The sequence below is a fragment of the Paraburkholderia sp. HD33-4 genome (assembly GCF_021390635.1).
Lineage (GTDB): Bacteria > Pseudomonadota > Gammaproteobacteria > Burkholderiales > Burkholderiaceae > Paraburkholderia.
In genome coordinates, this window is sequence record NZ_JAJEJS010000003.1 from 1588208 (window position 1) to 1612775 (window position 24568).

The following is a 24568-nucleotide window of genomic DNA, read 5'->3' on the forward strand; positions in this document are numbered from 1 at the left end:
CGACGCTGGCCAGGCTATTTCGATGGCGTAGTGCCAGCTGCGTTCGCCACGGACGGTGGAGCGGAACACGATGCGCGACGCAAAGCTCGACGTTTCCGACGCAAGCATCGTCGCGTGCGCGTAAGATTGCCGGGAACGCGATCAGGACGCGAAGGAGCCATGGCGATGGAGGAATCCCGGAACTCGACGCGACAGAACGGCCCCAAGGTCGCGTTTGCGCTGCAAGGAGGCGGTTCGCACGGCGCCTTCACGTGGGGTGTGCTCGACCGTCTGCTGGAGGCATCGTCGCAGGGAACGCCACTCGACATCGCGGCGATCAGCGGCGCGAGCGCGGGCGGCATCAACGCGACGCTGTGCGCGGCGGGTCTCGCAACTGGCGGAGCAACGAAAGCACGCGAGATGCTGCGCGCCTTCTGGGAGGCGGTATCGCGCGCCGGCGCGCTGGCGGGCAACGCGCTCCTCGGCTTTTCCGAACCAGGCCCATTCGGCGGCTGGAATATCGACTGGAATCCCGCCGCCATCATGCTGGAGGCCGTGGGACTCGTCGCTTCGCCTTACGGCAATCCGTTTTACCGCGATCCACTCGGGCCGGTGATCCGCTCCGCGCTCCCCGAACAGGATCTCGCCACGCTCAATACGACGCGCGAGGGCCCGCAACTGTTCATTTGCGCTACCGACGTACGAACCAACCAACGCGCCATCTTCACCCGCCCCGAGATTTCAGTTGACGTATTGCGCGCTTCCGCATGCCTGCCGAGCGAGTTTCGCACCGTGAGCGTGGACGGCATACCGTACTGGGATGGCGGCTATCTGGGCAACCCGCCTTTGGCGCCGTTGATCGAGCATGCTCAGGATCTGATCCTCGTCCTCGCGAATCCGTTCGTGCGCCACGACATGCCGCCCAAAGATGCGCGCGGCATTCTCGACCGGCTCAATGAAATCGGTTTCAACGCATCCGTGGTGCTGGAGATCAACGCGATCGAAGCGGTCAACCGCGTGCTCGACTCCGTGGGCGAGGAAGCGGCACGCAAAAGCCGGTTCAAGCCCATCAGGTTTCACCTGATCCGCGACGACGATTTTCTCGCGAAGTTCGGTTTCGTCTCCAAGAGCAGCACGTCCTGGTCATTGCTCAACACGCTGTTCGAGCGTGGACGCGAAGTGGCGGGCGTATGGCTCAGAAACGACTACGCGAAGCTCGGGCAGGCGTCTTCGCTCGACGTCAAGAGTTCGTTGCTCGATCCGACGCTCAAGCACAGAAGCAATGCGGGTGCGCGACAGAGCTGATAGACGGCCGCGCCGATCGCATCGTGTCGTCTCTGTGCGTGCGTTGCTGGGCGCCGTACGGTCAGCCTCGCGCTTCTTCATCGATGATGGATCGATGCCGGGTCTCCGGCATCAGCAGATAGGTGATCAGCGAGATCGCCGCGCACGCGCTCACGTAGTAGAAGAACCACGACTCGTGACCCGCGTGCTTGAACTTCAGCGCGAGGTATTCCGTCGTGCCGCCCATCACCGACGACACCACCGCAAACGGCAAGCCGACGCCGAGGGCACGCAGCTTCGCTGGAAACAGCTCCGATTTGACGAGCCAGTGGATCGACGAGAAGCCGCTCAGAATGGCGAGCGCCGCCAGGTTCAGCGCGAATGCGACCCACACGCTGTGCGTGGCGCCTAGCGCGTGCATCAGGGGCACCGTGCAGAACGTGCCGCCGACACCGAACACCAGCATCACGGGTCGCCGGCCGACGGCATCCGACAATAGTCCATAGAGCGGCTGGAAACACATGTAGATCACGAGCGCGGCGGTGGTGATCAGCGTCGCCGTGCCGCGGCTGAAGCCAGTCGTGTTGACCATGTACTTCTGCAGATAGATCGTGAACGTATAGAACGCGACGGTGCCGCCGATGCTGATGCCGATCGTCCACAAAGTCTGCATGCGATGCCGGACCAGCAACGCCATCAGACTGCCGCGCCCGGCTTCGTCCGGCCTCGCCGACGCTTGTGCGTCGGAGCGTTCGAAAGCCTCCGTTTCCGCGATGCCGCGCCGCAGATACAGTGCGAAGACGGCGAGCGCTCCGCCGATCGCGAACGGAATGCGCCAGCCCCAGGCTTCGAGTTGCGCGGGCGACAGCATCAGCCACTGCAGCACGAGCATCAACGCAAGCGCGATCAATTGCCCCATCACCACCGTCACCTGGACGAAGCCGACGAAGAAGCCGCGCCGGCCGGGCGGCGCCATTTCGCTCAGATAGGTCGCGCTCGTGCCCGCCTCGCCACCCATGCTGAAGCCTTGCAGCAGCCGCGCGCACACGAGCACGCCGGGTGCCGCGACGCCGATCGTCGCGTAGGTCGGCGTGAGCGCGATGATCAACGAACCGATGCTCATCATCGCCACCGATACGCTCAATGCGACGCGCCTACCGCGCCGGTCGGCGAGCGCGCCGATCGCCCAGCTGCCGAGCGGGCGCACCACATAGCCTATCGCGGCGATCGCGGCCGCGTTCAGCAGTTGCGCCGTCTGATTGCCGCCTGGAAAGAAAGCCTTGCTGAAGTAGATCGAGAAGATCGAGTAAGCGAGAAAGTCGTACCACTCGATCACGTTGCCCGCGCTGCCGCCGATGATCGAGCGCAGGCGCTCGCGTCGGCCGCCGACAGAAGCCCGTAGCGAAAGATCATGAGGCGTTGCGGCCATCCTGTGTCCCCTTGCGGCCTGGCGGCCGGTTTTGTCTGGTGCCTGGATTGCTGCTTTGCTACTGTGGTGCTTTGCTGCTTCACTGCCTTTGCCGCCGTGCCGCCGTGCTGCCGTGCTGCCGTGCTGCCGTGCTGCCGTGCTGCCGTGCTGCCGTGCTGCCGTGCTGCCGTGCTGCCGTGCCGCCGTCACTCAGCGCGCGTATTACGCGCACCACCGCCCTCGGCCACTAGCCGGGGGTCGCAAGCAGGCGCACGAGTTCGGCCGTGTCGCTCTTTTCTTCCGCGTACAGCACCCAGTCCACGATGCGGCCGATCTGCTCGGCGCCGATCCGGTGCGCCGCGAGCTTCATCATCTTGCCGACGATCTCCGCATCGCTCGCGAACGCATGCTCGCTGCCGCGCTGGGACTGCACGGTTTCCTCGAGCCGGGTGCCGTCGCGCAGTCTGACCTCGACCCGCACCGTATGGCGCGAGCCGCGTCCGAGGGCGGTGATCGAAGGATCTTCGAGCACCTGTACGCGGTCCGCCAGCGCCATGCGCTGAGGGTCCGCGACCTTGTCCTCGCTGAACTGGTCGACGAACACATCGCCTTCGAGCAGCAGTGTGGCGACGCAATAGGGCAGGTTCAGTTGCGCGGACGTCAAGCCCTGCGGCACATAGCGCCAGCCAACGTGATCGACGGTCACACGCGAGCCGTGCACGACGATCGATTCCACCTCGCTCGCCGCAAACGGGTGACGTGCCTGCATCGCGCGGATCGCGTCGAGCGTCGTGTGATTGCTGCCCACGCACGAATAGAACTTCAGCGCGATGTTCATCGTCTCGAAGCGCTCGCCGAGACCGTCGATCAACTGCGTCAGATCGAAACGGTCGGTCGAGCGGGAGAACGTGCTGCAAAAGCCGCCATACGGATTTTCGAACACGTCGACGATGCCCGTGAAGCCGTTCTGCGCCAGCAGCGCGCCATACAACCCGCTTTGCGCGGCGCGGCCCGCATGCATGCGCTTGACCATCGCGCCGAACTGCGCCGCCATCAGTCCCGCCGACTGCGTGCCGCCGATGCCGAGTGCGTGCACCGTGCGCGCCGTATCGAGACGCAACGCGGCCGCCGCGCCCGCCGCCGCCGAAAACACGCCGACGGTCGCGCCCGAATGCCAGCCCTGCGCGATGTGCTCCGGTCCCATGCACATGCCGACGCGCGGCCCCACTTCGTAGCCGGCTACGCACGCACGCAGAAACTCGCGGCCGCTCATGCGGGCATTGGCCGGCAGCATCTCCGCGATCGCGAGGATCGCCGGCAGCGTGACCGCGCCGACATGCAACACGCCCGCGCGATGCACGTCGTCGAGCTCGAAGCTCTGGATCATCGTGCCGTTGACGAGCGCCGCGTGCGGCGCCGACAGCTTCATCGGCATGCCCCACACGCGGCAACCTTGAGTCGTATCGACGCCCACGAGCGTATCCGCAAGAATCCGGCTCCACTCGAGGCCCGAGCCGAATAGCGCGCACCCCAGCGAATCGAGAATGAGCAACTTGATGCGAGCGCGCACCTCATCAGGAATCGCTTCGTAACGCAATCCGGCCACGAAGGCCGCGACGCCGCCGGTATAAGGGTTTGTGCCGATGTCGTTGTGCTGGTTCATCGCGTGACGGGCGCAATGGCGCGGTAGTGGGTTGAGCGGAGAAATCGTGCTGCTGTTGCCCAGTATCCGCACGCACCGGCGATTTGTGAATTGCGTGCGACGCGATTATTATTGCCCCACACGCAATAGTCCGCCTTCTTCGATCGTCCACGAACAGCTTGTCATGGTCCGTTTTCCCGGTGTCGATCTCGATTCGCTTCGCGCTTTCGTCGCAGTCGCTTCGCATGCGTCGTTCAACGATGCGGCGATCGAACTGAACCTGTCCGCATCGGCGCTGACGCGTCGCGTCAAACGGCTGGAAGAGGCGCTCGACCTGATGCTGTTCGAGCGCACGACGCGCACGGTCTCGCTGACGTCGTCCGGAGAACTGCTGCTGCCGCGTGCGCAGAGCGTGCTGCGCGAGCTCGACGCGTCGTTGCAACTCGTCACCGAGGCCACTCGCATTCGCGCGGGTCAACTGACGATTGCGTGCATTCCCACCGTCGCGAAGTTCATGCTGCCGAAGATCGTCAGCAGCTATCACCACAAACGCCCTGAAGTTCGCCTGAGACTGATTGAAGCGGATCTGCTGACCGTCGCCCGGCGCGTCGCCAACGGAGACGCGGAGTTCGGCATTGCGTTTCTCGTCAACGAAACGCCGGAACTCGAGATCGACGAACTGCTGGTGGACCCGTATGTACTTGCGTGCCCCGCCGATCATCCGCTGGCGAAGAGCGAACACGTCGCGTGGCGGGAGCTGAGACCGTGGCCGCTGATCGTGTCGGGCACGACGAGCGGCAATCGACGGATGCTCGATGCCGCATTGCGCGACATCGACTGGCGGCCGGACCGGCTAATCGAAATCGAGCATCTGACGACATCGCTCGGACTCGTCGAAGCGGGACTCGGCATCTCGATCATTCCGCGTTGCGCGGCGCCCCGCGATACTCAATCGAAAATCGCGATCCGTCCACTCGTCGAGCCGACGGTTGCCCGCACGATCGGTTTGCTGCGACGACGCGATGCGACGCTGTCGGCCGTCGCGCGAGATTTTCGACTGACGTTGCGCAGGATGGCGCCGCTCGATCCCGCATGGATGCAGCCGGAGTAATCGCGCATGCGCCCGCCGATGCGTATCGGCGTGAGGCCGTGGCCGTCAGCCTGCGGCAGTTTCAATCGCCTCCTCGCGAGATGACCTTCGCGATGGCCTGCGCCGCCGTCGCAACGTTGTTGTCGTTGAGCGCGGCGACGCACATGCGCCCGGACCGGATCAGGTAGACGCCGTGCCGTTCGCGCAACGTGTCGACCTGGTCTGCCGACAACCCCGTGTAGGTGAACATACCGCGCTGCTCGAGATACCGCGCGAGCATCGTGTCCGGCACCTTGCCACGCAAGTGTTGATGGATCTCGGCACGCATACGCATGATGCGTCGGCACATCGACGCAAGCTCTTCCTGCCACGATTGTCGCAGTGCCGGCGTGGTCAGCACGCGCGCGACGATCTTCGCGCCGTGCGTCGGCGGATTGCTGTAGTTCGCTCGCACCGCGCTCGTCAATTGACCCAGGACGCGCCCGGCAACCTCCGGCGACTCGCAAATCACCGACAGTCCGCCGCACCGCTCGCCATACAGCGAGAAGTTCTTCGAGAACGAATTGGCCACCAATGCCGGCACGTTCTGGCGCACGAGCTCACGAATCGCAAATGCGTCCGCGTCGATGCCTGCGCCGAAGCCCTGATACGCCATGTCGACGAATGGCAACAGGTTCCGCTTCCTGATGACCTCGATGAGTTGCACCCATTGTGCGTCGTTGAGATCCACGCCCGTCGGGTTGTGACAGCATGCGTGCAACAGCACGACGCTGCGCGCCGGCAGCGCGTCGATGGCCGATAGCATCTGCTCGAATTTCAGGCCGCCGGTCGACTCGTCGTAGTAGGGATACGCACCGACTTCAAAACCCGCGCGCTCGAAGATGAAACGGTGGTTCTCCCACGTCGGATCGCTGACCCATACCCGTGAGCCCGCAAAGTAGCGCTTGATGAAATCCGCACCGACCTTGAGCGCGCCCGAGCCGCCCAAGGTCTGCACAGTCGCGATGCGCCCTTCGATCCGCGCCGCCGAGTCGTCGCCGAACACCAACGATTGCACGGCATCGCGGTAGTGCGCGAAGCCCGCCATCGGCAGGTACGGCTTTGGACCGAGCTCGGCGAGCAGTTGTCCTTCCGCCTCGCGCACGGCTTGCATCACCGGCAAGCGCCCTTGATCGTCGTAATAAATCCCAATGCTCAGATTGACCTTATCGTTGCGCGGATCCTTCGCGAAGTTCTCGTTCAACGTGAGGATCGGGTCACCCGCATAGGCATCGATGTGTTCGAACATGCTAATTCCATGGATTAGGACAAGAGATTGCAGAAACGCGGTGCTTAGCGCATCGGCACGCCAACGGGTACCGCGCTGCTCGCGCGCCTGTTGCGCAAGCGATAGCCGACGCCCAGCGCAACGAGCCAGACCGGGATCAGGTAGACCGACATGCGCAGATCCGGAATCAGCCACATCACGACCAGAATGCCGCCAAGGAAGATCAGACACAGATAGTTGGTAAGCGGATAACCGAGGCTGCGGAAGAAGGTCGTCTCACCAGCTCGTGCTTTCGCAGCGCGGAAGCGCAAATGAATGATGCTGATCATCGCCCAGTTGATGATGAGCGCCGACACGACAAGCCCCATCAGCAGTTCAAACGCCTTGCCCGGCATCAGATAGTTGATCACCACGCAGGTGGCCGTCGCCAGAGCGGAAACGCCGAGCGCGACGAGTGGAATGCCGCGGGAATTCACCTTCAGCAACGCGCGCGGCGCATTGCCCTGGCCTGCGAGACCGTAAAGCATGCGGCTGTTGCAATAGACGCCACTGTTGTACACCGACAGCGCGGCGGTCAGCACCACAGCATTGAGCACGTTGGCGACGAAATTGCTATTCATCGCGTGAAAGATCAGCACGAACGGACTGCCGCCCGTAACGACTTTTTCCCACGGATACAGCGACAGCAGCACGCCGAGTGCGCCGACGTAGAAAATCAGGATCCGGTAGATCACCTGGTTCGTTGCGCGCGGGATCGTGTGCGAAGGATCTTCCGCCTCGGCGGCGGTAATGCCGACGAGTTCCAGTCCACCGAACGAGAACATGATGACCGCCATCGACATCACGAGACCCGACACGCCGTTCGGGAAGAAGCCGCCGTGGCGCCACAGATTGGCCACGCCCGCGTCCGGGCCGGCATGGCCCGAGAGCAGCAGATAGCCGCCGAAGCCGATCATGCCGACGATGGCCGCGACCTTGACGATCGAAAACCAGAATTCGAGTTCGCCGTATGACTTCACGCTGGTCAGGTTGATCGCGTTGACGACGCCGAAGCAGACGAGCGCGGAGACCCACGTCGGCAGACCAGGCCACCAGTACTGCATGTAGATGCCCACGGCCGACAGTTCTGCCATCGACACGAGGATGTACAGCACCCAGTAGTTCCAGCCGGACACGAAGCCGGAGAACTGGCCGCAGTATTTGCCTGCGAAGTAGCTGAAGGAACCTGCAACGGGCTCGTCGACGACCATTTCGCCGAGTTGCCGCATGATAAAGAAAGCGACGATGCCCGCGATCGCGTATCCGAGCAATACCGACGGCCCTGCCGTTTTGATGGTCTGCGCGATGCCGAGAAAGAGGCCTGTGCCGATTGCGCCTCCTAGCGCGATCAACTGGATGTGACGATTCTTCAGGCCGCGCTGTAGCGTGCCCTGCTCCTGGTGTGCCACGATGTTGTCTCCTGTGTCCTGCGGTTGAGTCCGGACGCCACGCCTCGTTTTTCGCCTGCTCCTGTCAGGCAGGCGAAATATGCCGAGACGTCACAGCCGACGCTTGTGACGCCGGGGCCGTGTCTTGCTGGGATAGGTATTGTTGAAGCGGCTATGAACGGGTTGTGCGCACGTCAGACCTTCAGCGTGCCCCGCTCGATCTGATCGCGTTCGAGCGACTCGAACAGCGCCTTGAAATTGCCTTCCCCGAAACCTTCGTCACCCTTGCGCTGGATGAATTCGAAGAACACGGGGCCAAGCAGCGGTTTGGAAAAGATCTGCAACAACAGGCGCGGGGAGCCGTCCGCCGTCGTTCCGTCGAGAAGGATGCCGCGCGATTGCAATTCGCCAACCGGTTGACCGTGGCCCGGCAGGCGCGTTTCGAGCGCATCGTAGTAGTAGCTGTTCGGCCCGGTCATCAGCGGCACGCCTGCCATCTGCAGGTTGTCGATAACCGTGACCAGATCGTCCGTCAGGAACGCGATGTGTTGAATGCCCTCGCCATTGAAGGCCATCAGGAATTCCTCGATCTGGCCGCTCCCCTTGCCGGATTCCTCGTTCAATGGAATGCGGATTTTGCCGTCCGGCGCCGTCATCGCCTTCGACGTGAGACCCGTGTATTCGCCCTCGATGTCGAAGTAGCGCAGTTCACGGAAGTTGAACAGATTCTCGTAGAAGTTGGCCCAATACGTCATGCGGCCGCGATAGACGTTGTGCGTGAGGTGATCGACGAGGCGCAAGCCATGACCGGCCGGCCGTCGCTCGACACCTTCGATGAACTCGAAATCGATGTCGTAGATCGACTTGCCGTCTTCGAAGCGGTCGATCAGATAAAGCGGCGCGCCGCCAATGCCTTTGATTGCGGGCAATCGCAACTCCATCGGACCGGTTGCGATCTCGATCGGCTGAGCGCCCAGCGACAACGCGCGGGCGTAGGCCTGGTGCGAATCCTTCACGCGAAATGCCATACCGCACGCGCTCGGGCCATGCTCGGCGGCAAAGTAAGCGGCCGCACTATTGCGCTCGCGATTGACGATGAAGTTGATTTCGCCCTGGCGGTAAAGCAGTACATCCTTCGAACGGTGGCGAGCCACCAGGGTGAAGCCCATCTGCTCGAACAGCGGTTCGAGCACATTGGGTGTGGGCGAAGCGAATTCAACGAATTCGAAGCCCATCAATTGCATTGGATTCTCAAACAGGTCGGCCATGATCGTCTCAGGTTCAGCGGATGTTGAATGATTTTCGGCGAGCAACCCGCACGCAGTGCTGCGGGGCGTTGTAAAAATGAAAGAAAATTTCTCGATACGGTCTCTCAGGCAGCATCCTCCGACCACCCGCGCATCTGACTATTCTCCCAGCGCATCTGCTCTCGTCGCAGCGACATCTGGGATCAGTGTAAATTTTTATCGATGCAATAGGATTTCCTAGCGAACGCAGACAAACCCTGATTTGTGCATTACCATTTCATTTTGCCAATGTTTTAGGAAATAAAAGTGCAGACGATCGACTTCGACCGTATCGACCTGCGTTTGCTGGACATTCTTCAGTCCCAGGGGCGCATCTCCAATCTCGAACTTGCGGAGGCGATCAAGCTGTCGCCGGCGCAAACGCTGAGACGTCATCGCCGGCTAGAAGAAGTGGGCGTGATCAAGCTCTACGAAACGCGACTCGACGCGCAGATGCTTGGCTTTGGCGTGGTGGCTTTCATCCAGGTGACGATGGAGCGAGGCCATGTCCGCGACCTGTCGAAGTTCAAGCGGATGATCTCGGAACTCACCCAGGTTCAGGAATGCTTCGTCGTGACGGGCGATATCGATTACATGCTGAAGGTCGTGGCGCACGACCTGAAAGCGCTGTCGGAGTTTCTGCTGGATACGCTGATGCACATTCCGGGCGTGAGCGGCGTCAAGTCCAGCGTATGTCTCGATGAGATCAAATGTACGGGCGCTGTCCCGTTGGCGACCTAGACCGATGCTGAACGCGAGCGTCGGCGAAAACGCCGCAGCCCGCGAGCACCGCCCGTCGCGCGCTGGTGCTGCCCTACCATCCCCGCACCCGTCTGTCCGTTTGTTCGAACGTTCAGCTTTCTTAGTGAATCGTCTCGGAAACCGTACTGACGATCAACGAAAACAACCGCTCCATTTCACCCTCGATCTCGCTGCCGCTGAACGGATCGCGATTGGCGCCGAACGCTTCGTCCAGTTCCATCCAGTCGGCGGCGGTAAGAAAACGCAATGCGGCCGGCAAAATCACTTCCTCCTCCAAACGCCTGTGATTGCGATAAAACGCCGCGTATTCATCAACCAGGGTCCGCAAAGCCGGCGCCGCGGCATACCCGCTCAGTTCGTATCGGGTCAGCGCCCGCTCAAGATCACGCACCCGTGCCTCGCCCGCCACATGCTGCGCCTCCAGTTCTTCAATGACGTCATCCAGTTCGTCCGTGCGTGATCGCAAGCGCGCAAACAGATATTTGTCTTCCTTCGGATGATGAACCTGCTCCGGATATTCCCGAATGTAGTAAAGCATGGCTCGCATCAGCATCGGCTCGGGCGCATGCGCGCCGGCGGACAACGACTCGACGAACCGGGTCATGCCGTTGACCACCGCTGAAAGCTGTTGATGTTCGCGGACGATGGTCTGTACGGCCCTCCGCGCGATTGGGTATTGCATGTGACTGCTCCTGAAGGTGAATGCCCCGAGGCAATGCAGAGCGAGGAACTATTGCACCCTTCCAACCGACCTCAAGATCGAGCGTCCTTGAGCGGTGAGACGCCCTCGCGCGGATCCGGACGCGAGCTTTTCCAGAGAAACGAGTTGGCGCTCGCACAACGCGTCGAGATCGCCAGGATCGAAATTCTCCGGACGAGGGTTTGTCTCGAGAAGCATGAGCGTTGCGATCTCATGTGGGCTAAGCATCGTCGTCTCCTTTGCTCTGATGTTCGATCCATCAAGGTCCTTTCTCGAAGGATAGATGCTCATCAAAACGTGTCGACGCGCATTTTGTCGCATGGGTAGAGGCCGGAATCCGGCCTCTCGACGCGGGTCGACAATCAGAGAAGATCGGGCGTCCGGCAACTGGACAGTTCGATCGATGCAGTTAAATGCTCAATTCAACGGAGGATGGCAATGGTTCCGCATCCGCCCGCACTGAAGCGAGCCTCAGCATGCCGCCAGGGTTTGCGTGGAGCGCTCCAGTGCGATCGGGCCCGAGCGCTTCGCAACACGCTCGATAGCCGCGATATGGCCGAGTGCCGCGCGGAACGTGTCGTCGATACCGCGCTCCCCATCCAGCGCGACAACACCGTTGACCTCGAACACGGCGCGATAGGCCGCCACCTGACGCAGCAGAAAGTTCATCGGCGGCGGCTGATCGTTCTCGTCGTTTCTTGCCCGCACGCGGCGCTGTGAAGTCGCGCCAGAAACGTTCAGGCCAAAGGCGACGTCGGGACGCAGCAAATGCCCAGCGATACTGTGGAGCACGTGCGCGGTCTGCGCAGGATCGGATCGCGTGCCGATTTCAGCCTGAGAGGTGAACACATAACGATCGCAAAAGACCACGTCGCCGCGTTCCAGTGCCGGTATGACCGTGTCGGTCATATGCTGGACGAGGTCTCCCATGATGGACAGCAGAATGCCCAGCATGTCGACCCGCCGTGCGCTTGCGTCGGTTCCGGCACCGGCGTTCGAGGTATGCCAGTGGCCGTCGACCATCTCCCGGAACACTTCGTCTTTGCGGATCCGGCGGGTCGGTGTAAACGTCGTCACGCAGTTGAACCCCGCATGCGTGCACGCGCTTTCGAGCCTTTCCATCAATGACGACTTCCCCGCTCCATCCACACCGCACAACGTGACCAGCACACCCGGATAAGCATGCGGTTTGAGTTCGAGCGCTTCGAACACACCATTCGACATGAGATCACCTCAGACCATGACTTCGCGCGACTCCGCGAGCATTTCGTCGCGGGCCTCGATCGGCGCGAGGACCGCTGTGAAGTGCTTGAGCATCGGCGGTGCCGAGACGATGCGCATTCCCCTGATCGCATCGCGTCGTCGATAGACCCGGATCAATGCGGCGGCGACCGCCGCGAGGTGGCTATCGGTGTAGACGCGGCGAGGAATGGCCAACCTCAGCAGCTCCATTCTCGGAGGCGTGGACGCGCCGGACGACGGATCCTCTTTCAGGAACGCCAACGAGCCCAGACCGACAGCGCGCACGCCGCCCTCCAGATAAAGCTCGCTAGCGAGCGCCTCGGCTGGGAACTCCGAGCGCGGCACGTGCGGCAGGAAGGCGGCCGCATCGACATAGACCGCATGTCCACCGGTCGGCCTCAGTATCGGAACGCCGCCGGCTAGCAGCGTGTCTCCTAGCCGCTCGACCTGACCCACGCGGTGCTGAAGGTATGAGTCGTCGACCATCTCGCGCAGACCGATCGCGAGCGCTTCGAGATCGCGACCCGCCATGCCTCCGTACGTGACGAAGCCTTCGTGCAGCACGAGCAGCGGCACGACCTGATCGTAGAGCGCGCGCGAGCGTGTCGCGAGCAAGCCGCCGATGTTGACGAGCGCATCCTTTTTGCAGCTGAACGTGCAGCCCTCGGCATAGGAAAACTGCTCCTTCAGAATCTCCGCGACGGACCGGTTCGCATAGCCGCTCTCGCGCTGCTGGATGAAGTAGGCATTCTCCGCGCAGCGCGCCGCATCGAAGTACACGGGAATCGCGAACTCATCGGCCAATGCCTTCACCGCGCGCAGGTTCGCCATCGATACCGGCTGGCCGCCGCCCGCGTTGTTGGTCAGCGAGACCATGATCAGCGGAACGTTGTCGCGCCCCTCGCTGTGGATCACGTTGCGCAGCTTCTGCACGTCCACGTCGCCCTTGAACGGGTGCTCGACCGCGGGTTGGTAGCCGATTTCGGCGACGCACGAGATCGCGGTCCCGCCGGCAATCGATACGTGCGCCTCGGTCGAATCGAACGGCGCGTTGAACGGCACCACTTGCCCCGGGCGCACCATGGTCCGAAACAGGAAGTGCTCGGCCGGCCGGCCCTGGTGGGTCGGCAACACGTACTCGAAGCCGAGCATGTCTCGCACGGCCTGCGTCAACTTCGTAAAGCTGCGGGAGCCGGCATACGACTCGTCGCCGGTCATGATGCCTGCCCACTGGTTCGCGCTCATCGCGGTAGTGCCGCTGTCCGTCATCAGATCGATATAGACGTCGTCTGCGTCGAGGCGAAACACGTTGTACCCGGCAGCGGCGAGCCGCGCCTGCCGTTGCTCGCGCTCGATCAGCCTGATCGGCTCGACCATCTTGATCCTGTACGGCTCAGGCTGGCTGTTTTCTAAAAGCATGCACTCCTCCTGCGTTGAAAGTACGCGGGCCAGCGGATGACTGGCCGCTTTGGGCATCGCACATCGCGTCAGGCACTTTGTACGATCGGCGTCCAGTTCACAGCGTCGCCGTCCGCGGACGCACGGTGACATCCGCGAGCGTTGTGGGCCGCTTCGAAGCGTTTCTCGATCCGGTTCAGAATCGACCAATACGCGCCCCGTTCGCCTTGCGCGATCGCTTCGACCAATGCGTCGTTCGCGTTGTAGTTGAAGAGGCTCGCATTGGTCCCGAAGAACCGCCGGTCATTGCCGATCAGATCGGCGATGAATTGCTGCGGGTCCGGGCCCAACGCGGTCGGCAGATAAAACACCGGATGCAGCAGATCGTCGTTGTCTTCGATACGGCCGTGCAGATTCGGATTTCCAACGTGCAGGCCTTCGCTGCGGATCATCTGCTCAAGCTCGGTTCCCGGGAAAATCCTCAGCCCGACCGTCACCGAGACGCGCTCCGGATCGACCCGCTTGACGAACTCGATCGTCTCGCGCGCGGTTTCCTGCGTCTCGCCGGGCGCGCCGAACAGCAGCTCGATGATGTGTTCGAGGCCGTGGCGCTTCGCCGTGTTGACCGCATGTTCGATGTCGGCGGCGCAAAAGGTGCGGCGCAGTATCTTCAGCATGGTTTCGCTGGCGGTGTCGACGCCGAAGTTCATGCCGACGCAACCGGCGGCTTTCATCGCGGCCGCGAGTTCGTCCGGAAACGGCCGCGGCATACCGTACGCATACCACTGGATTTTTCCGGCGAGCCCGCTCCGGATGATGGCCGCGCACAGCGCCAGAGGGTGCGCCACGCTCAGATTGAATTCCGAGTCGTTGATGTGAAACACGTTGACCCCGCGCTCCTCGAGCGATGCCATCTCGGCGACGACATCGTCGGGTTCGCGCATGCGCACCGTGCGGCCTTTGATCAGCGGCTCGACGCAATAGATACAGGAGCGATTGCAGCCGCGCTTCGTTTCGATGCCGATCTGGCCACCCTTGGCGAAATAGCGCGGGTTGTCGACCAGCTTGCGTTCGTGCGGCCCGATGCTGGCGAGCGGTCCACACGCATTCGGGGCGAGCGGCGTAGCGTGCACGCCAGCCGCGTCGCGGTAGACCACGCCGGGTATGTGCGTGAAACTCCTGCCTTCTTCGAGGCAGGTCAGCAGCTCGGGAAAGCTGAATTCGCCTTCCCTGACGATGCCGAAATCGGCGTCGAGGTACGCGAGCAGTTTTTCCGGCATCACCGAATAGCCCGCGCCGCCCATCACGACAGGCACCGCGCGCGCACGCCGAAGCATCGCGACGATGTCCCTGATTCTGTCGAGAAAGCTGTAGCCGCTGGAAAAATAGACGTCGTCGGTATTTCGCAGCGTCACCCCCCAGTAGTCAGGCTCGACGGTGCGGCAATGCGCGGCGATGGCCGCCTCGCAATCGTCCGAGAAGCACAGGTCGAGCAAATTGAGCTCGAACCCCGCTCGCTCCATCGGCGCCGACAGGTAGTCGAATGCAATCGGCGCAATTGCCGGCTTGATCTGGTTCGTGTTGACGAAGGTGACGCGCTTGGCCATGTTCGATCGGTCTCAGTGGAGAGGTTCGCGAGGGTTCGCGGGGGTCGCAGGGGTCGCAGAAGCGCGCGGCTAAACTGCAACGTCGATGGACATCTTCTGCCCCGCGCGGGCCACCGTCGTCTCGCTCATGAATTCACTGAAGCGATGCATCATCACCGTCGCGAGGTGCTTCGCCTTTTCCTCGCAGTCGGAGAATGCGTAGAAGCCCGGACCCGCGCTGCTCATGCCGGCATACACCGCGCCTTCGCTCTGCATCGCCTCGTCGAATTCACGCATTACGTCGGTCCGGAAAATTCCCTCCAGCACCTTCATGTTGCTCATGCTGTTGAGCTCCCAACCGTGCTTCAGAAATGCGAACAGGTCGTTGCGATGCAGTGCCGGCCGCAGCTTCTGTTCGATGAAGTTGCGCCACGCGATGCCATAGCGTTTCTGCCATTCGACAAAATGCGTCGGCACGAAGCCCGCCTCGGTGGTGCCGGACATGTCCGCGTCTTCGCCGTGGGCACGCAGCGCTTCGGTCGATAGCGTGTCGTAGTTGCCCACGGCGGTGGTCACCCACAGGTTTTCCGAACTCAGGTTGCCGAGGAAGCGACCGTTGCCGTGCTTCTCGTCGACCCAGACCAGGCCGCCGAAGAACAGGCACGCTTCGCCGACGCCGGTCTCGAGGCCGAAATACACGTGCTCGTTATCCTTGGCGGTCTCGACGTAGTTGCGGGTGATCATTTCCCACATGTCGTGCGGCGAAAACGGTGAGCCGAACAATGCGTTCAAGCCGGCGAGCGTCGCGGTGTTGAACGAGACGTTAGAGCCGAAACCGCTGTGCTGATGCTGGATGCTGCGCACCCGGTCGACGCGGATGTCGTCGTGCGCGTAGCCGACGGCCCGCTTGAACAACTCGAGCATGTGACGCCCGCTCGGCACGTCGCAGCCGCCTGCGCCGCTCGTCGTCTTCGTGATGGTGATCCGGTGCCCGACCGTGCTCGTCGATACGCCGAGTCCGCCGCCGCCGAAGCCGGGCGCCATTTGCATAAAGTCGAATACGGCGAAGTGAAGGCGCCCCGGCACCGAGACCTCGGCACGATCGTAGCTCGGTGTCGCCTCGCGCTCCCAGTGCGGCAGCACAGTCAGATTTGCGCCCGGTAGGAACTGTCCCGCTTTCGCCTTCCATGCCTGATTCATTGCTCTACCTCCACCCTCGTGAGTAATCCCAATCCAGAAATTTCTCGACCCTTCACTTCGGTCTGCGAACTTCAATGCACAACAGGTCTTCGTGTTATGACCGCGGACATCGTGAGCATCGCGGGCACGGTTCGTTGACTCGATCCATCGTTCGCGCTCGTCGTGCACGGTTCGTGCCAGGCATTCTTTTGCGGCGCTGACCGAGTCTTCGTCAGAGGCAATGACGCAAGCAGGCGGCCAGATTTCAAAGGGCCGCGCGATAGATCCGCACGTTTAGATGTTCGGACGTCGACATGCGAACCGGCCCGGCATCGAACGTCCTGCAGTCGAGCCGCAACCAACAGATTTCAATCATGTGTTGGCCCGGCACCGACATCCGGCAGCCTGCGACGGGCCTGCGCCGAGCGAAAGTCGGCAAATCGCAGACTCCGCTTCAATCCGCGCGAAACCCGCGCCGCCCTTTGAGATCTGGCCACTTCGTTCCGTTCTTGCTGGGGATGAGCGCGACTTTCGTGCTGCCGGCGGACAACTGGCATGAACCCTGCAAAAAGCATCCACAAGTAATGGCGGTCCTGGCTCGATGCCTCGTGGCCGTATCCGAACCTGAATCGCGTGGCGTCGATCGATCGCCACTCCTGAATCGCCCTCTTGATCTTTGACGGGAGCCGTAGATGACAGCAACCCTGAAGGACGACGCGCTGGCGCGCCGCCGCATCGACTGGCCACGCGCGTTGCGGGCGATCAAGGCGTTGAGGGAGAACGTAGACGATATTCAGCATGCCTACGAAGTGATGATCGCGCTCGACGGCGGCCAGATGGAGACGATGTACCAGCGCTTTCTCAGCGAGCCGGGCGCTGCCGCGTTGCTGTCGGAGCAGCCGTCGCTACTGCGCACGCTCGCGGATTCCGACACGCTGCTGCGCTTGCCCGCTGGTTCGTTCGGCCGCGCTTACATGGCGATGATGGAATACAGCGGCTACAGCGCCGATGGCCTGCTGCAGGCAAGCCGGCTGGCCGCTGGCCTCGAAGAGATCCTCCCCGGCCAGGACCGTCAGTGGTTCATCGAGCGCAGCGGCTGCATTCACGACCTGCTGCACGTGTTGACGGGCTATGGTCAGGACTGGGCCGGCGAGACCTCGCTTCTCGCCTTCGACTGCGGCCTCGAACCGATGCGTGCGCGCATCGTCGGCCTGCTCGGCACCGCGCTGACCGCGCCGTGGTGGCCGAACTTCTGGGTCCATCGCTTTCTGCACCGCGCGTGGCTGCGTGGCAAGCACGCGCGCATTCCGCTCTCGTACCGCTGGGAAGAAGCGTTGCAGCGGCCGCTCGCCGTCGTCCGCCTGGAACTGGCGATCGAGCCGGTCGCGCTCGCTCATCCACAGGGCATCCTGGCCGGCGGCCAGACGCTGCCGTGGCGCTACGCCGCGTCGAGCAACGCGTGAACAGAGAGGAACCCAGCATGTCCAGCACACCGAAAAATGCGTCGACGCGAAGCACCGTATTCGGCATCGTACGCACGCAGCTTCTGCGCGTCTGCCGCGAGCGTCGGCGCGACTTCAACACCGAGATTCGCCTCGACAGTTCGCTGATCGCCGATCTCGGCCTCGACTCGCTGTCGCTCGTCGAAGCGGTGGTCGCACTGGAGGAGGCGTTCGGCATCGAGCGTCTGCCGCTGGAAGCGTTGAACGAAGACCGCGCCGACGCGCATTTCACGGTCGGATCGCTAGTGGACCTGTGCATGCGTTATGCCGCGGTCCATGTAGACGCCGATCAGGGGATGCGCACATGAGCTCGCGCCCTTCGCTGGCTACGTCGCGTTCAAGACGTGGCCGGCTCGTCGCCGCGGCAGCCGTTTTCGGCAACACGCTCGGCCGCATGCCGCTGGCGGCCGAGGCGGTGCCGATCGCCGGCGCGTTGGCCTGCTCGCTGCTGCTATACGGGCGGATAGCCGGCGTCGCCATTGAACCGGGCTGGCGTGTGCTTGCGGGCCTTGCGTCGTTTTTCCTGCTGTTCGTCCAGCTTCGCCTGATCGACGACCTCGACGACCTCGAGCGCGACTATCCCGCCGGGCGCGCGCTGCTGGCGCGACGCGAAACACGACGCACACGGCTCGTCGCCGGCCTCGCGGCCACCGCGATCCTGCTGGTTGCGCTGAACCTCGGCATGGGGCACGCAAGGACCGCCGCCGGTGCCGCAACCGGACTGGCCTTCGCCGCACCGTTCGTTTTCAAGCGCCTGTTCGCGACCCGCCCGCTGCTGTGCTTACCCGCTTTCGAGGGCGCACCCTTCGCGATCTTCACCTACGGCTATTTCCTGTGGCGTGACCTGACCGGTCGCGAGCTGAGCTTCGGCGCCGTGGTGTGCGTAGCGGGTCTGATGTGGACCGGCTACGAGTTCTGGAAGTTTTCCCGCAAGGTTGGCAGTACCGCGCTGCAGCCCTATCACCTGCCGGCGCGTGGAATCCGGATCGCGCTGAATGCGCTGCTGATCATGGCGCTCGGCGTCAACGTGGTGCTGGCGCGCCTGACTGGTCTGTCGCAAACGTACTCGATCTACGCCGCGGCGCTGCCGCTCGTGTGGCTCGTCTGGCTCAACGCGAGCTGGCCGGGCCCCGCGAGCAAGCCGGGCCGGCCACGCTGGGCTGGCACGCGCTTCGTCGTTGCCGTCCAGCTCGGACTGCTGGCCGAGCTTCTCCTCAAATGACACGCAACCCTGGATGGTCACCCACGATGGATAAGCACGTTCTCGTCACCGGTGCGCGAGGTCTGCTGGGCGCCGAAGTGATCGCCCGGCTGACGGCAATGGGCTACCCGGTCGTCGCATTCTTGCGCTCCGAAGGACCGGTCGTGCGCAACGACGGCACGCCGCTCGCGGCAACGACGTATGACGGCCACACGCCTGCGGCCGGAACCTTCGCCTGTGTGCGGGGCGACGTCGCCGAGACCCGCCTCGGGCTCGATGAGCACACCTACGACGCACTGCGCGCGACAACGGGCGCAATAGTCCACTGTGCCGCGCTGACCAGCTTCGGGCGCAAGTCCGAGGTCTACGAGGCGATCAACTTTCGCGGCACCGAGCGCATCGTCGAGTTCGCGCAACCTGGCAGCGACGCGCCGATTCCGCTGCTCTACGTGAGCACCGCCTACGTTTGCGGCGAGCGCCCCGGCGTGTTCAGCGAGGACGATCTCGACCTCGGCCAGCGTCTGGGCAACCCGTATGAGCAGAGCAAGTACCGCGCGGAACAGTCGGTGCGGGCGGCGATGCGCGGCGGTCTGCCGGCCGCCGTGCTGCGCCCGTCGATCATCGTCGGCGATTCGGCGACCGGGGTGATCCGCAAGTTCGACACGCTCTACACGGTCGTGCGCCTGACGGCTGCGGGACTCGTGCGCACGATGCCCGGCGACTACGGCGCGACGCTGAACATCGTGCCGATCGACTGGGTCGCCGACTGCGTCGTCGAAGCGCTGGCGAAGTTCCCGCTGGTGCGCGGACGCACGCTGCATCTGACCTCGGGCACGCCGACGACGCTGCGCGAAATCAACGACGTGTGCGCGGAGTTCCCATCGTTTCACGTGCCTCGCTATGTGCCGCGGCATGTGTTCGACGCCGCCGCGATGAAACCGCTCGAGCGTCGTTACTACGACGAGGTCGTGAAGCTCTACGAGTCGTACCTGACGCGCCAGGTGCGCTTTGCTCGCGACGCGACCGCCGCGATCCTGCCGGCCCTGCCTCGCGCGACGGGCAAGACGCTGCTGCGCAGAATCTTTCGTTACGGCATCGCGGCGGGCTACTTCGTGCCGCGCACGGCCTGACGTTCAGGGAGCCTAACCATGTTGATGACCGATCCGATGCTCGCCGATCTCTGGCAAAAAGCGCGAGCCGCGCTTGGCGCCCAGTTCGAACAGCGGGCACCGAGCGCCGTCTTTCTCGAAGGCTCGATCGCCGAAGGCTTCGGCAACGAACGCTCCGACGTCGACTTCGTCGCGATCGTCGATAACGGGCTGGAGCCGGCCACGATGCCGTACATCCTGTTCATCGACGGCCGCCGCATCGAGGTGCGGTTGCTGAGTCCGGCGCGCCTGCGCCGCGAACTCGCGCAGGTTCGCGCAGCGCTCGGCAAGGGCCGTCGCGCGGTCGCGCGCCTGTCGTGGAATCTGCTCGAACGGTGCCAGCGCTTCATCGGCGCGCTGCCGATCGACAACCCGGCGTTGATCGAGACGCTGCAAGCGGAACTCGGCCGCGAAGCGCTGTGCGAGGCGGTTGCGCTGTGGTTCGAGGATTTCGCGCGCCAGACCGGCCGTTATGCGGTGGCGATGTTCGCGCTCGGCGAGCCCGACTACGCCCGCGCCTGGATCAGGACCGCCGCGTTTCATGCGGCGAAGAGTCATGTGGCGCGCGTTGGCGAGTGCTACATGAGCCCGAAGTGGCTGTCGCTGCAACTCGAACGCGCGAGCGTCGACGCGGGCCTCGTCGGCCGTCTGTGGAACCTGCTGCACGCGCCGCGCGAGCATGGCGCCGAAAGCGCGTTGCTCGCCGCGGGAGTCGCGCTGATCCGCGAGTTCGGCATCAGCGGTGTGAACCTCGTGGCCGACAACGTGCTGATCGGCCCGGGTAAAGACACGACGACCTGGCAGATCGGCGAACGGGTTCACGTGCTGCGAGGCAGCGACGTCTTCGCGCTCGACGACGAAGCGGCCCAGGTCTGGCGGGCGATCACCTTCGACACGTCATGCACGGCCATCGCGAGCCGTGGCGACGCGCAAGCGGCCGGCCGGCAGCGCGCGCTGATCGCCGACTTCAGCCGGCTGGGCCTTGTCAGCCTGCGCTGGAAGGGCGGCGGAGAAATCCACGCGCGTCAGCAGGCGACCTCGACGCCGGTGTCCCGCGCGCCGTTGATCTCGATCGACGGCGCGCGCCTCGCGGCCGGCCGCGAGTCCGGTGCCCAGTTGCTGCCGATGCCCGCCGGGCGCTTCGCCGAAGCGGGTCTCGAGATGGTCTGGGCCAACATCGGTCTCGAGAACGCGCGCGAGGACGCCCAGGGCGCACTGCAGCGCGGCCAATGGAAGGTGCTCGAGTACGCGCTGCAACGGATGATGCAGACCGCCTGCATGGTCACGCTCGGGGCACACGGCGTGACGCCGCAGTCGACGATGGAAGAAGCGACGCTCGACGCGATCCGTCTGCTGCCTCTCGATGCGGCGCTGATCGACGGCATCCGCGAACTCGAACAGTGCGCGATCGGCTCGGCACGCGATGCGCAGCGTTACGTCGCGCTCGCCGATGAGCTCGCGCAGCGTCTGCGCAACCTCGGCGGCGACCCGCGGTTTCCGGCGAGCTTCGATACGGCGTCGGGATGGCGCGGCACGATCCACGCCGCCTACGACTGGATCAACCTCGGCGCGCATCTGCACGCGCGCTTTCCGCAGACCGCTCACGGCGGGCGCGGGACCGCCGAGGAAGCCAGAGATCTGCTCGCTTCGTCGAGCACCTGAGCAACGGGAACCTCAATGAAATTCGACACCATCACGCCCGCTCACGGCGAATTCGATATGGCCGGAAGCAGCGTTCCACACGAGACCCACGCCGCGAGCAGCAGCGCCGGCCCCGCTGCCTCACCACGCGTGATCCTCACCGCGGCGAGTCCGGCCGAAGCCATCGAGCGGCTCGCCGGCAACAAGGGAAAATCGCTGCATCGGCTGGCGAACCTCGGCGTGGCGGTACCGCACTGGGCGATCCTCGGCATCGACTGCTTTGCGGAGTTCCGCGGCGACTGCGGCCTCGATCAAACCATCGCCGCGCTGCTGCGCGACTTCACAGCTGCGAACGCCGGCGCAATCGCGAGCGCGATCCGCGAGGCCGTGCTGACGTGCGACATGAGCGCCGCGTTGCGCGCCGACATCGCGCGCGCGCACGGCATCATCGGAGACGGACCGCTCGCGGTGCGTTCGTCCGGCGTCGAAGAAGACAGCGCGAGCTTCTCGTTCGCCGGCCAGTTCGACACGTTCCTCGACGTGCGCGGGCTCGACTCGACGCTCGAACACGTACGCCGGTGCTGGGCTTCCGCGTATTCCGAGCGCTCGCTGCGCTACCGGCATCAGCACGGACTCGATATCGCCGGTGCCGGCATGGCCGTGATCCTGCAGCGCCTCGTTCAGGCCGACACGAGCGGCGTCGTGTTCACGATCAACCCCGCCAACGGCAACCGCGACGAGCTCGTGCTGAGCGCCGTCTATGGGCTCGGCGAGGGACTCGTGTCGGGCGCGGTCGACGCCGACACGATCACCGTCGACCGCCACACCGGACAGCCCACGCAGGTGGTGATCGGTGAAAAACGCGAGCGTCACGACGGCCGCGAGATCCACGAGGTGCCGGCCGCGCTGCGCGAATCGGCGGCCCTTTCCGACGACGAGATCGAGCACGTCGTGGCGACGGCCCGCACGCTCGAAAGCACGCTCGGCGAGCCGCTCGATATCGAGTGGTGTATCGCGGAGCACCAGCTGTGGATCCTGCAGGCGCGCCCCGTCACCACGCCGATCGCCGCGGCCCCATCGCGGACCGGCGACTTCCAGCTGTGGGACAACTCCAACATCGTCGAGAACTATCCCGGCGTGACCACGCAGCTGACCTTCACCTTCGCGCAGCACGTCTATGCGCAGGTGTTTCGCGAGTTCTGCCGGCTGCTCGCGATTCCGCACAAGCAGCGGCGTGAGATGGACAGCTTCCTCGGCTCGACGCTCGCGTTCCTGAACGGGCGCGTGTACTACAACCTGCTGCACTGGTACAAGCTGTCCGGGCTCGCGCCGTTCCAGGACCTCGGTCGCAAGATGATGGAAGTCCAGATGGGCGTCGACGAGCCGCTCGACCTGGCGAGCTTCGCCGCGCAGATCACCCCGTACAAGGCCGGCTCGCGCGCCGGACTCGCCGGCATCCGGGCCTTGAGCGGCGCGAAGTTCGCGTGGCACTTCGCGCGTCTGGAGCGCAACGTCGAGCGCTTCCGCGCGTTCTTCTATCCGGTCTACGACGAGTTCAACGCGCTCGACTATCGCGCGCTTCCCGCGGACGCCGTCTACCAGCACTACTGCCGCTTCGAGCAGGCGCTGCTGGCGCGCTGGGGCATGATGATCGTGCTCGAATCGGCGATCGGTCTCAGCTACGGCGTCGTCCGTCGCCTGATCAAGAGGTGGATGCCCGGTGCGCCCGACTGGCTCGAAGTGGCGGTCATCGGCGGCATGGACGACATCGAGTCGATCGAGCCGGTTCGCAGGCTGGCCGCGATCGCGGACGCCGTGCGGGCGCAGCCTCAGGTCGAAGCGCTGATCCGCAACACGCCGTCAGCCGAAGCGTATGCGGCGCTGCGCGAATGCGGCGCGCCCGGGATCGTCGCCGACGTCGAGCGCTACCTCGCCGATTTCGCGTACCGCAGCAACAACGAACTGAAGCTCGAAGAACCCGATCTGCGCGAAGACCCGGGCGTGCTGTTCGATATGTTGAAGGCCGCGCTTGCGCATGGTGCCGCGTCGATCGATCGCACCGCTACCGAAGCTCGCATCGACGCGTTGTTGCATGAGCGGCTCAATCCGCTGCAGCGCTGGATTTTTGCGCGCGCGCGGGGCCGCGTGCGTGCCGCGATCAGGGCGCGTGAGACCGTGCGCTTTTGCCGGTCGCGCGCATTCGGGGTCGCCCGCCGGATGTTCCGCGCGATCGGCGAGGGTCTCGCCAGCGACGGCGTGCTGGCGACGGGCCGCGACATCTTCCATCTGCGCCTCGACGAAATCCGGGGCTGCTTCGAAGGCACCGTCTCGCACCGCGAACTGCGCCCGCTCGTCGAGCAGCGCAAGCGCGACGACGCGGTCTGGCGCGCCATGGACGACCTGCCGCCACGCTTCGTCACGCATGGCCCGGTTGCGGCCTGGCTCAACAACCCGGCGAACCTCGCCGCGCTGCGCGCGACACCCGCTGTCGCGGCCGGCGCGACGCTGCGCGGCACGCCCTGCTCGCCGGGCTTCGCCGAAGGGCGCGCGAAGGTCGTGCGCGAAGCCAACGAGTTCGACGGCGGCATCCTCGTCACCTATCGGACCGACCCCGGCTGGGTACCGGTATTCGCGTCGGCGACCGGGCTGCTGATCGAGCGCGGCAGTCCACTGACTCATGCCGCGATCGTCGCACGCGAAATCGGCATCCCGACCATCGTCCAGATTCCGGGCCTCACCACGCACGTGCAGTCGGGCATGCAGCTCAAGGTCGATGGCCACAGCGGCGTGATCGAACTGCCCGAGCCGACCTGAAACGAATTTGCC

General features: G+C 64.0%; 20 protein-coding genes. 9 read left to right on the top strand and 11 right to left on the bottom strand.

Going from position 1 to position 24568, the window contains the following annotated elements; translation table 11 throughout:
* Positions 1 to 165 precede the first annotated feature (165 nt).
* On the top strand, positions 166 to 1284 hold the full coding sequence (locus tag L0U84_RS41740; protein ID WP_233859709.1) for a patatin-like phospholipase family protein: 1119 nt from the start codon (positions 166 to 168) through the stop codon (positions 1282 to 1284).
* A 61-nt stretch (positions 1285 to 1345) separates the two neighbouring features.
* On the opposite strand, the gene L0U84_RS41745 is transcribed toward L0U84_RS41740, so the two are convergent.
* Positions 1346 to 2692, bottom strand: coding sequence for an MFS transporter (locus L0U84_RS41745; protein WP_233859710.1), 1347 nt, complete (start codon positions 2690 to 2692; stop codon positions 1346 to 1348).
* Between the two features lie 226 nt (positions 2693 to 2918).
* Positions 2919 to 4334, bottom strand: coding sequence for an MmgE/PrpD family protein (locus L0U84_RS41750; RefSeq protein WP_233859711.1), 1416 nt, complete (start codon positions 4332 to 4334; stop codon positions 2919 to 2921).
* 163 nt (positions 4335 to 4497) lie between these two features.
* Here L0U84_RS41750 and L0U84_RS41755 point away from each other — a divergent pair, with 163 nt between their 5' ends.
* The gene (locus tag L0U84_RS41755) at positions 4498 to 5424 is read left to right on the top strand and encodes a LysR family transcriptional regulator (RefSeq protein WP_233859713.1); all 927 of its coding nucleotides are present in this window, start codon (positions 4498 to 4500) and stop codon (positions 5422 to 5424) included.
* 61 nt (positions 5425 to 5485) lie between these two features.
* Here the strand turns inward: L0U84_RS41755 and L0U84_RS41760 are convergent, their stop codons facing one another.
* From L0U84_RS41760 to hppD, 3 genes are all read right to left on the bottom strand, one after another.
* Positions 5486 to 6691: an amino acid aminotransferase gene (locus tag L0U84_RS41760; protein WP_233859714.1), complete on the bottom strand. Its 1206-nt coding sequence runs from the start codon at positions 6689 to 6691 to the stop codon at positions 5486 to 5488.
* 44 nt (positions 6692 to 6735) lie between these two features.
* Complete coding sequence (locus L0U84_RS41765) at positions 6736 to 8118, bottom strand: amino acid permease (RefSeq protein ID WP_442794122.1); 1383 nt, start codon at positions 8116 to 8118, stop codon at positions 6736 to 6738.
* Between the two features lie 173 nt (positions 8119 to 8291).
* Entirely contained in the window at positions 8292 to 9365 is a 1074-nt protein-coding gene (gene hppD, locus L0U84_RS41770; protein WP_233859715.1) for a 4-hydroxyphenylpyruvate dioxygenase, read from the bottom strand.
* A 285-nt stretch (positions 9366 to 9650) separates the two neighbouring features.
* On the opposite strand from hppD, the gene L0U84_RS41775 reads away from it, so the two are divergent.
* A complete protein-coding gene (locus L0U84_RS41775) occupies positions 9651 to 10124 on the top strand; it encodes an Lrp/AsnC family transcriptional regulator (protein ID WP_233859716.1) in 474 nt (157 codons plus the stop codon).
* A gap of 121 nt (positions 10125 to 10245) precedes the next feature.
* Here L0U84_RS41775 and L0U84_RS41780 read toward each other — a convergent pair whose 3' ends face one another.
* The 6 genes from L0U84_RS41780 to L0U84_RS41805 all read right to left on the bottom strand — a co-directional run bounded on the left by L0U84_RS41780 (position 10246) and on the right by L0U84_RS41805 (position 16271).
* Entirely contained in the window at positions 10246 to 10827 is a 582-nt protein-coding gene (locus L0U84_RS41780) for a hemerythrin domain-containing protein (RefSeq protein WP_233859717.1), read from the bottom strand.
* A 48-nt stretch (positions 10828 to 10875) separates the two neighbouring features.
* Positions 10876 to 11073 carry a hypothetical protein gene (locus tag L0U84_RS41785; RefSeq protein WP_233859938.1) on the bottom strand — a complete coding sequence of 66 codons (198 nt, stop codon included), beginning with the start codon at positions 11071 to 11073 and terminating at the stop codon, positions 10876 to 10878.
* Positions 11074 to 11316: 243 nt separating this feature from the next.
* The gene (locus L0U84_RS41790; RefSeq protein WP_233859718.1) at positions 11317 to 12069 is read right to left on the bottom strand and encodes a dTMP kinase; all 753 of its coding nucleotides are present in this window, start codon (positions 12067 to 12069) and stop codon (positions 11317 to 11319) included.
* 9 nt (positions 12070 to 12078) lie between these two features.
* Positions 12079 to 13506, bottom strand: a complete 1428-nt coding sequence (locus tag L0U84_RS41795) for a tryptophanase (RefSeq protein WP_233859719.1) — start codon at positions 13504 to 13506, stop codon at positions 12079 to 12081.
* 68 nt (positions 13507 to 13574) lie between these two features.
* The gene (locus tag L0U84_RS41800) at positions 13575 to 15092 is read right to left on the bottom strand and encodes a B12-binding domain-containing radical SAM protein (RefSeq protein ID WP_233859723.1); all 1518 of its coding nucleotides are present in this window, start codon (positions 15090 to 15092) and stop codon (positions 13575 to 13577) included.
* Positions 15093 to 15161: 69 nt separating this feature from the next.
* Complete coding sequence (locus L0U84_RS41805; RefSeq protein ID WP_233859724.1) at positions 15162 to 16271, bottom strand: hypothetical protein; 1110 nt, start codon at positions 16269 to 16271, stop codon at positions 15162 to 15164.
* Positions 16272 to 16942: 671 nt separating this feature from the next.
* On the opposite strand from L0U84_RS41805, the gene L0U84_RS41810 reads away from it, so the two are divergent.
* Genes L0U84_RS41810 through L0U84_RS41835 form a run of 6 tightly spaced genes read left to right on the top strand, consistent with a single transcriptional unit; the run spans position 16943 to position 24556 of the window.
* Positions 16943 to 17713, top strand: a complete 771-nt coding sequence (locus L0U84_RS41810; RefSeq protein WP_233859728.1) for a Coq4 family protein — start codon at positions 16943 to 16945, stop codon at positions 17711 to 17713.
* Positions 17714 to 17730: 17 nt separating this feature from the next.
* Positions 17731 to 18060, top strand: a complete 330-nt coding sequence (locus L0U84_RS41815) for an acyl carrier protein (RefSeq protein ID WP_233859730.1) — start codon at positions 17731 to 17733, stop codon at positions 18058 to 18060.
* Positions 18057 to 18974, top strand: coding sequence for a hypothetical protein (locus L0U84_RS41820; RefSeq protein WP_233859731.1), 918 nt, complete (start codon positions 18057 to 18059; stop codon positions 18972 to 18974). The genes L0U84_RS41815 and L0U84_RS41820 overlap by 4 nt, the downstream gene beginning before the upstream one ends.
* A gap of 26 nt (positions 18975 to 19000) precedes the next feature.
* Positions 19001 to 20083, top strand: a complete 1083-nt coding sequence (locus L0U84_RS41825) for an SDR family oxidoreductase (protein ID WP_233859732.1) — start codon at positions 19001 to 19003, stop codon at positions 20081 to 20083.
* Between the two features lie 18 nt (positions 20084 to 20101).
* Entirely contained in the window at positions 20102 to 21763 is a 1662-nt protein-coding gene (locus L0U84_RS41830) for a nucleotidyltransferase domain-containing protein (RefSeq protein ID WP_233859733.1), read from the top strand.
* 15 nt (positions 21764 to 21778) lie between these two features.
* The gene (locus L0U84_RS41835) at positions 21779 to 24556 is read left to right on the top strand and encodes a phosphoenolpyruvate synthase (RefSeq protein ID WP_233859734.1); all 2778 of its coding nucleotides are present in this window, start codon (positions 21779 to 21781) and stop codon (positions 24554 to 24556) included.
* Positions 24557 to 24568: the final 12 nt, after the last annotated feature.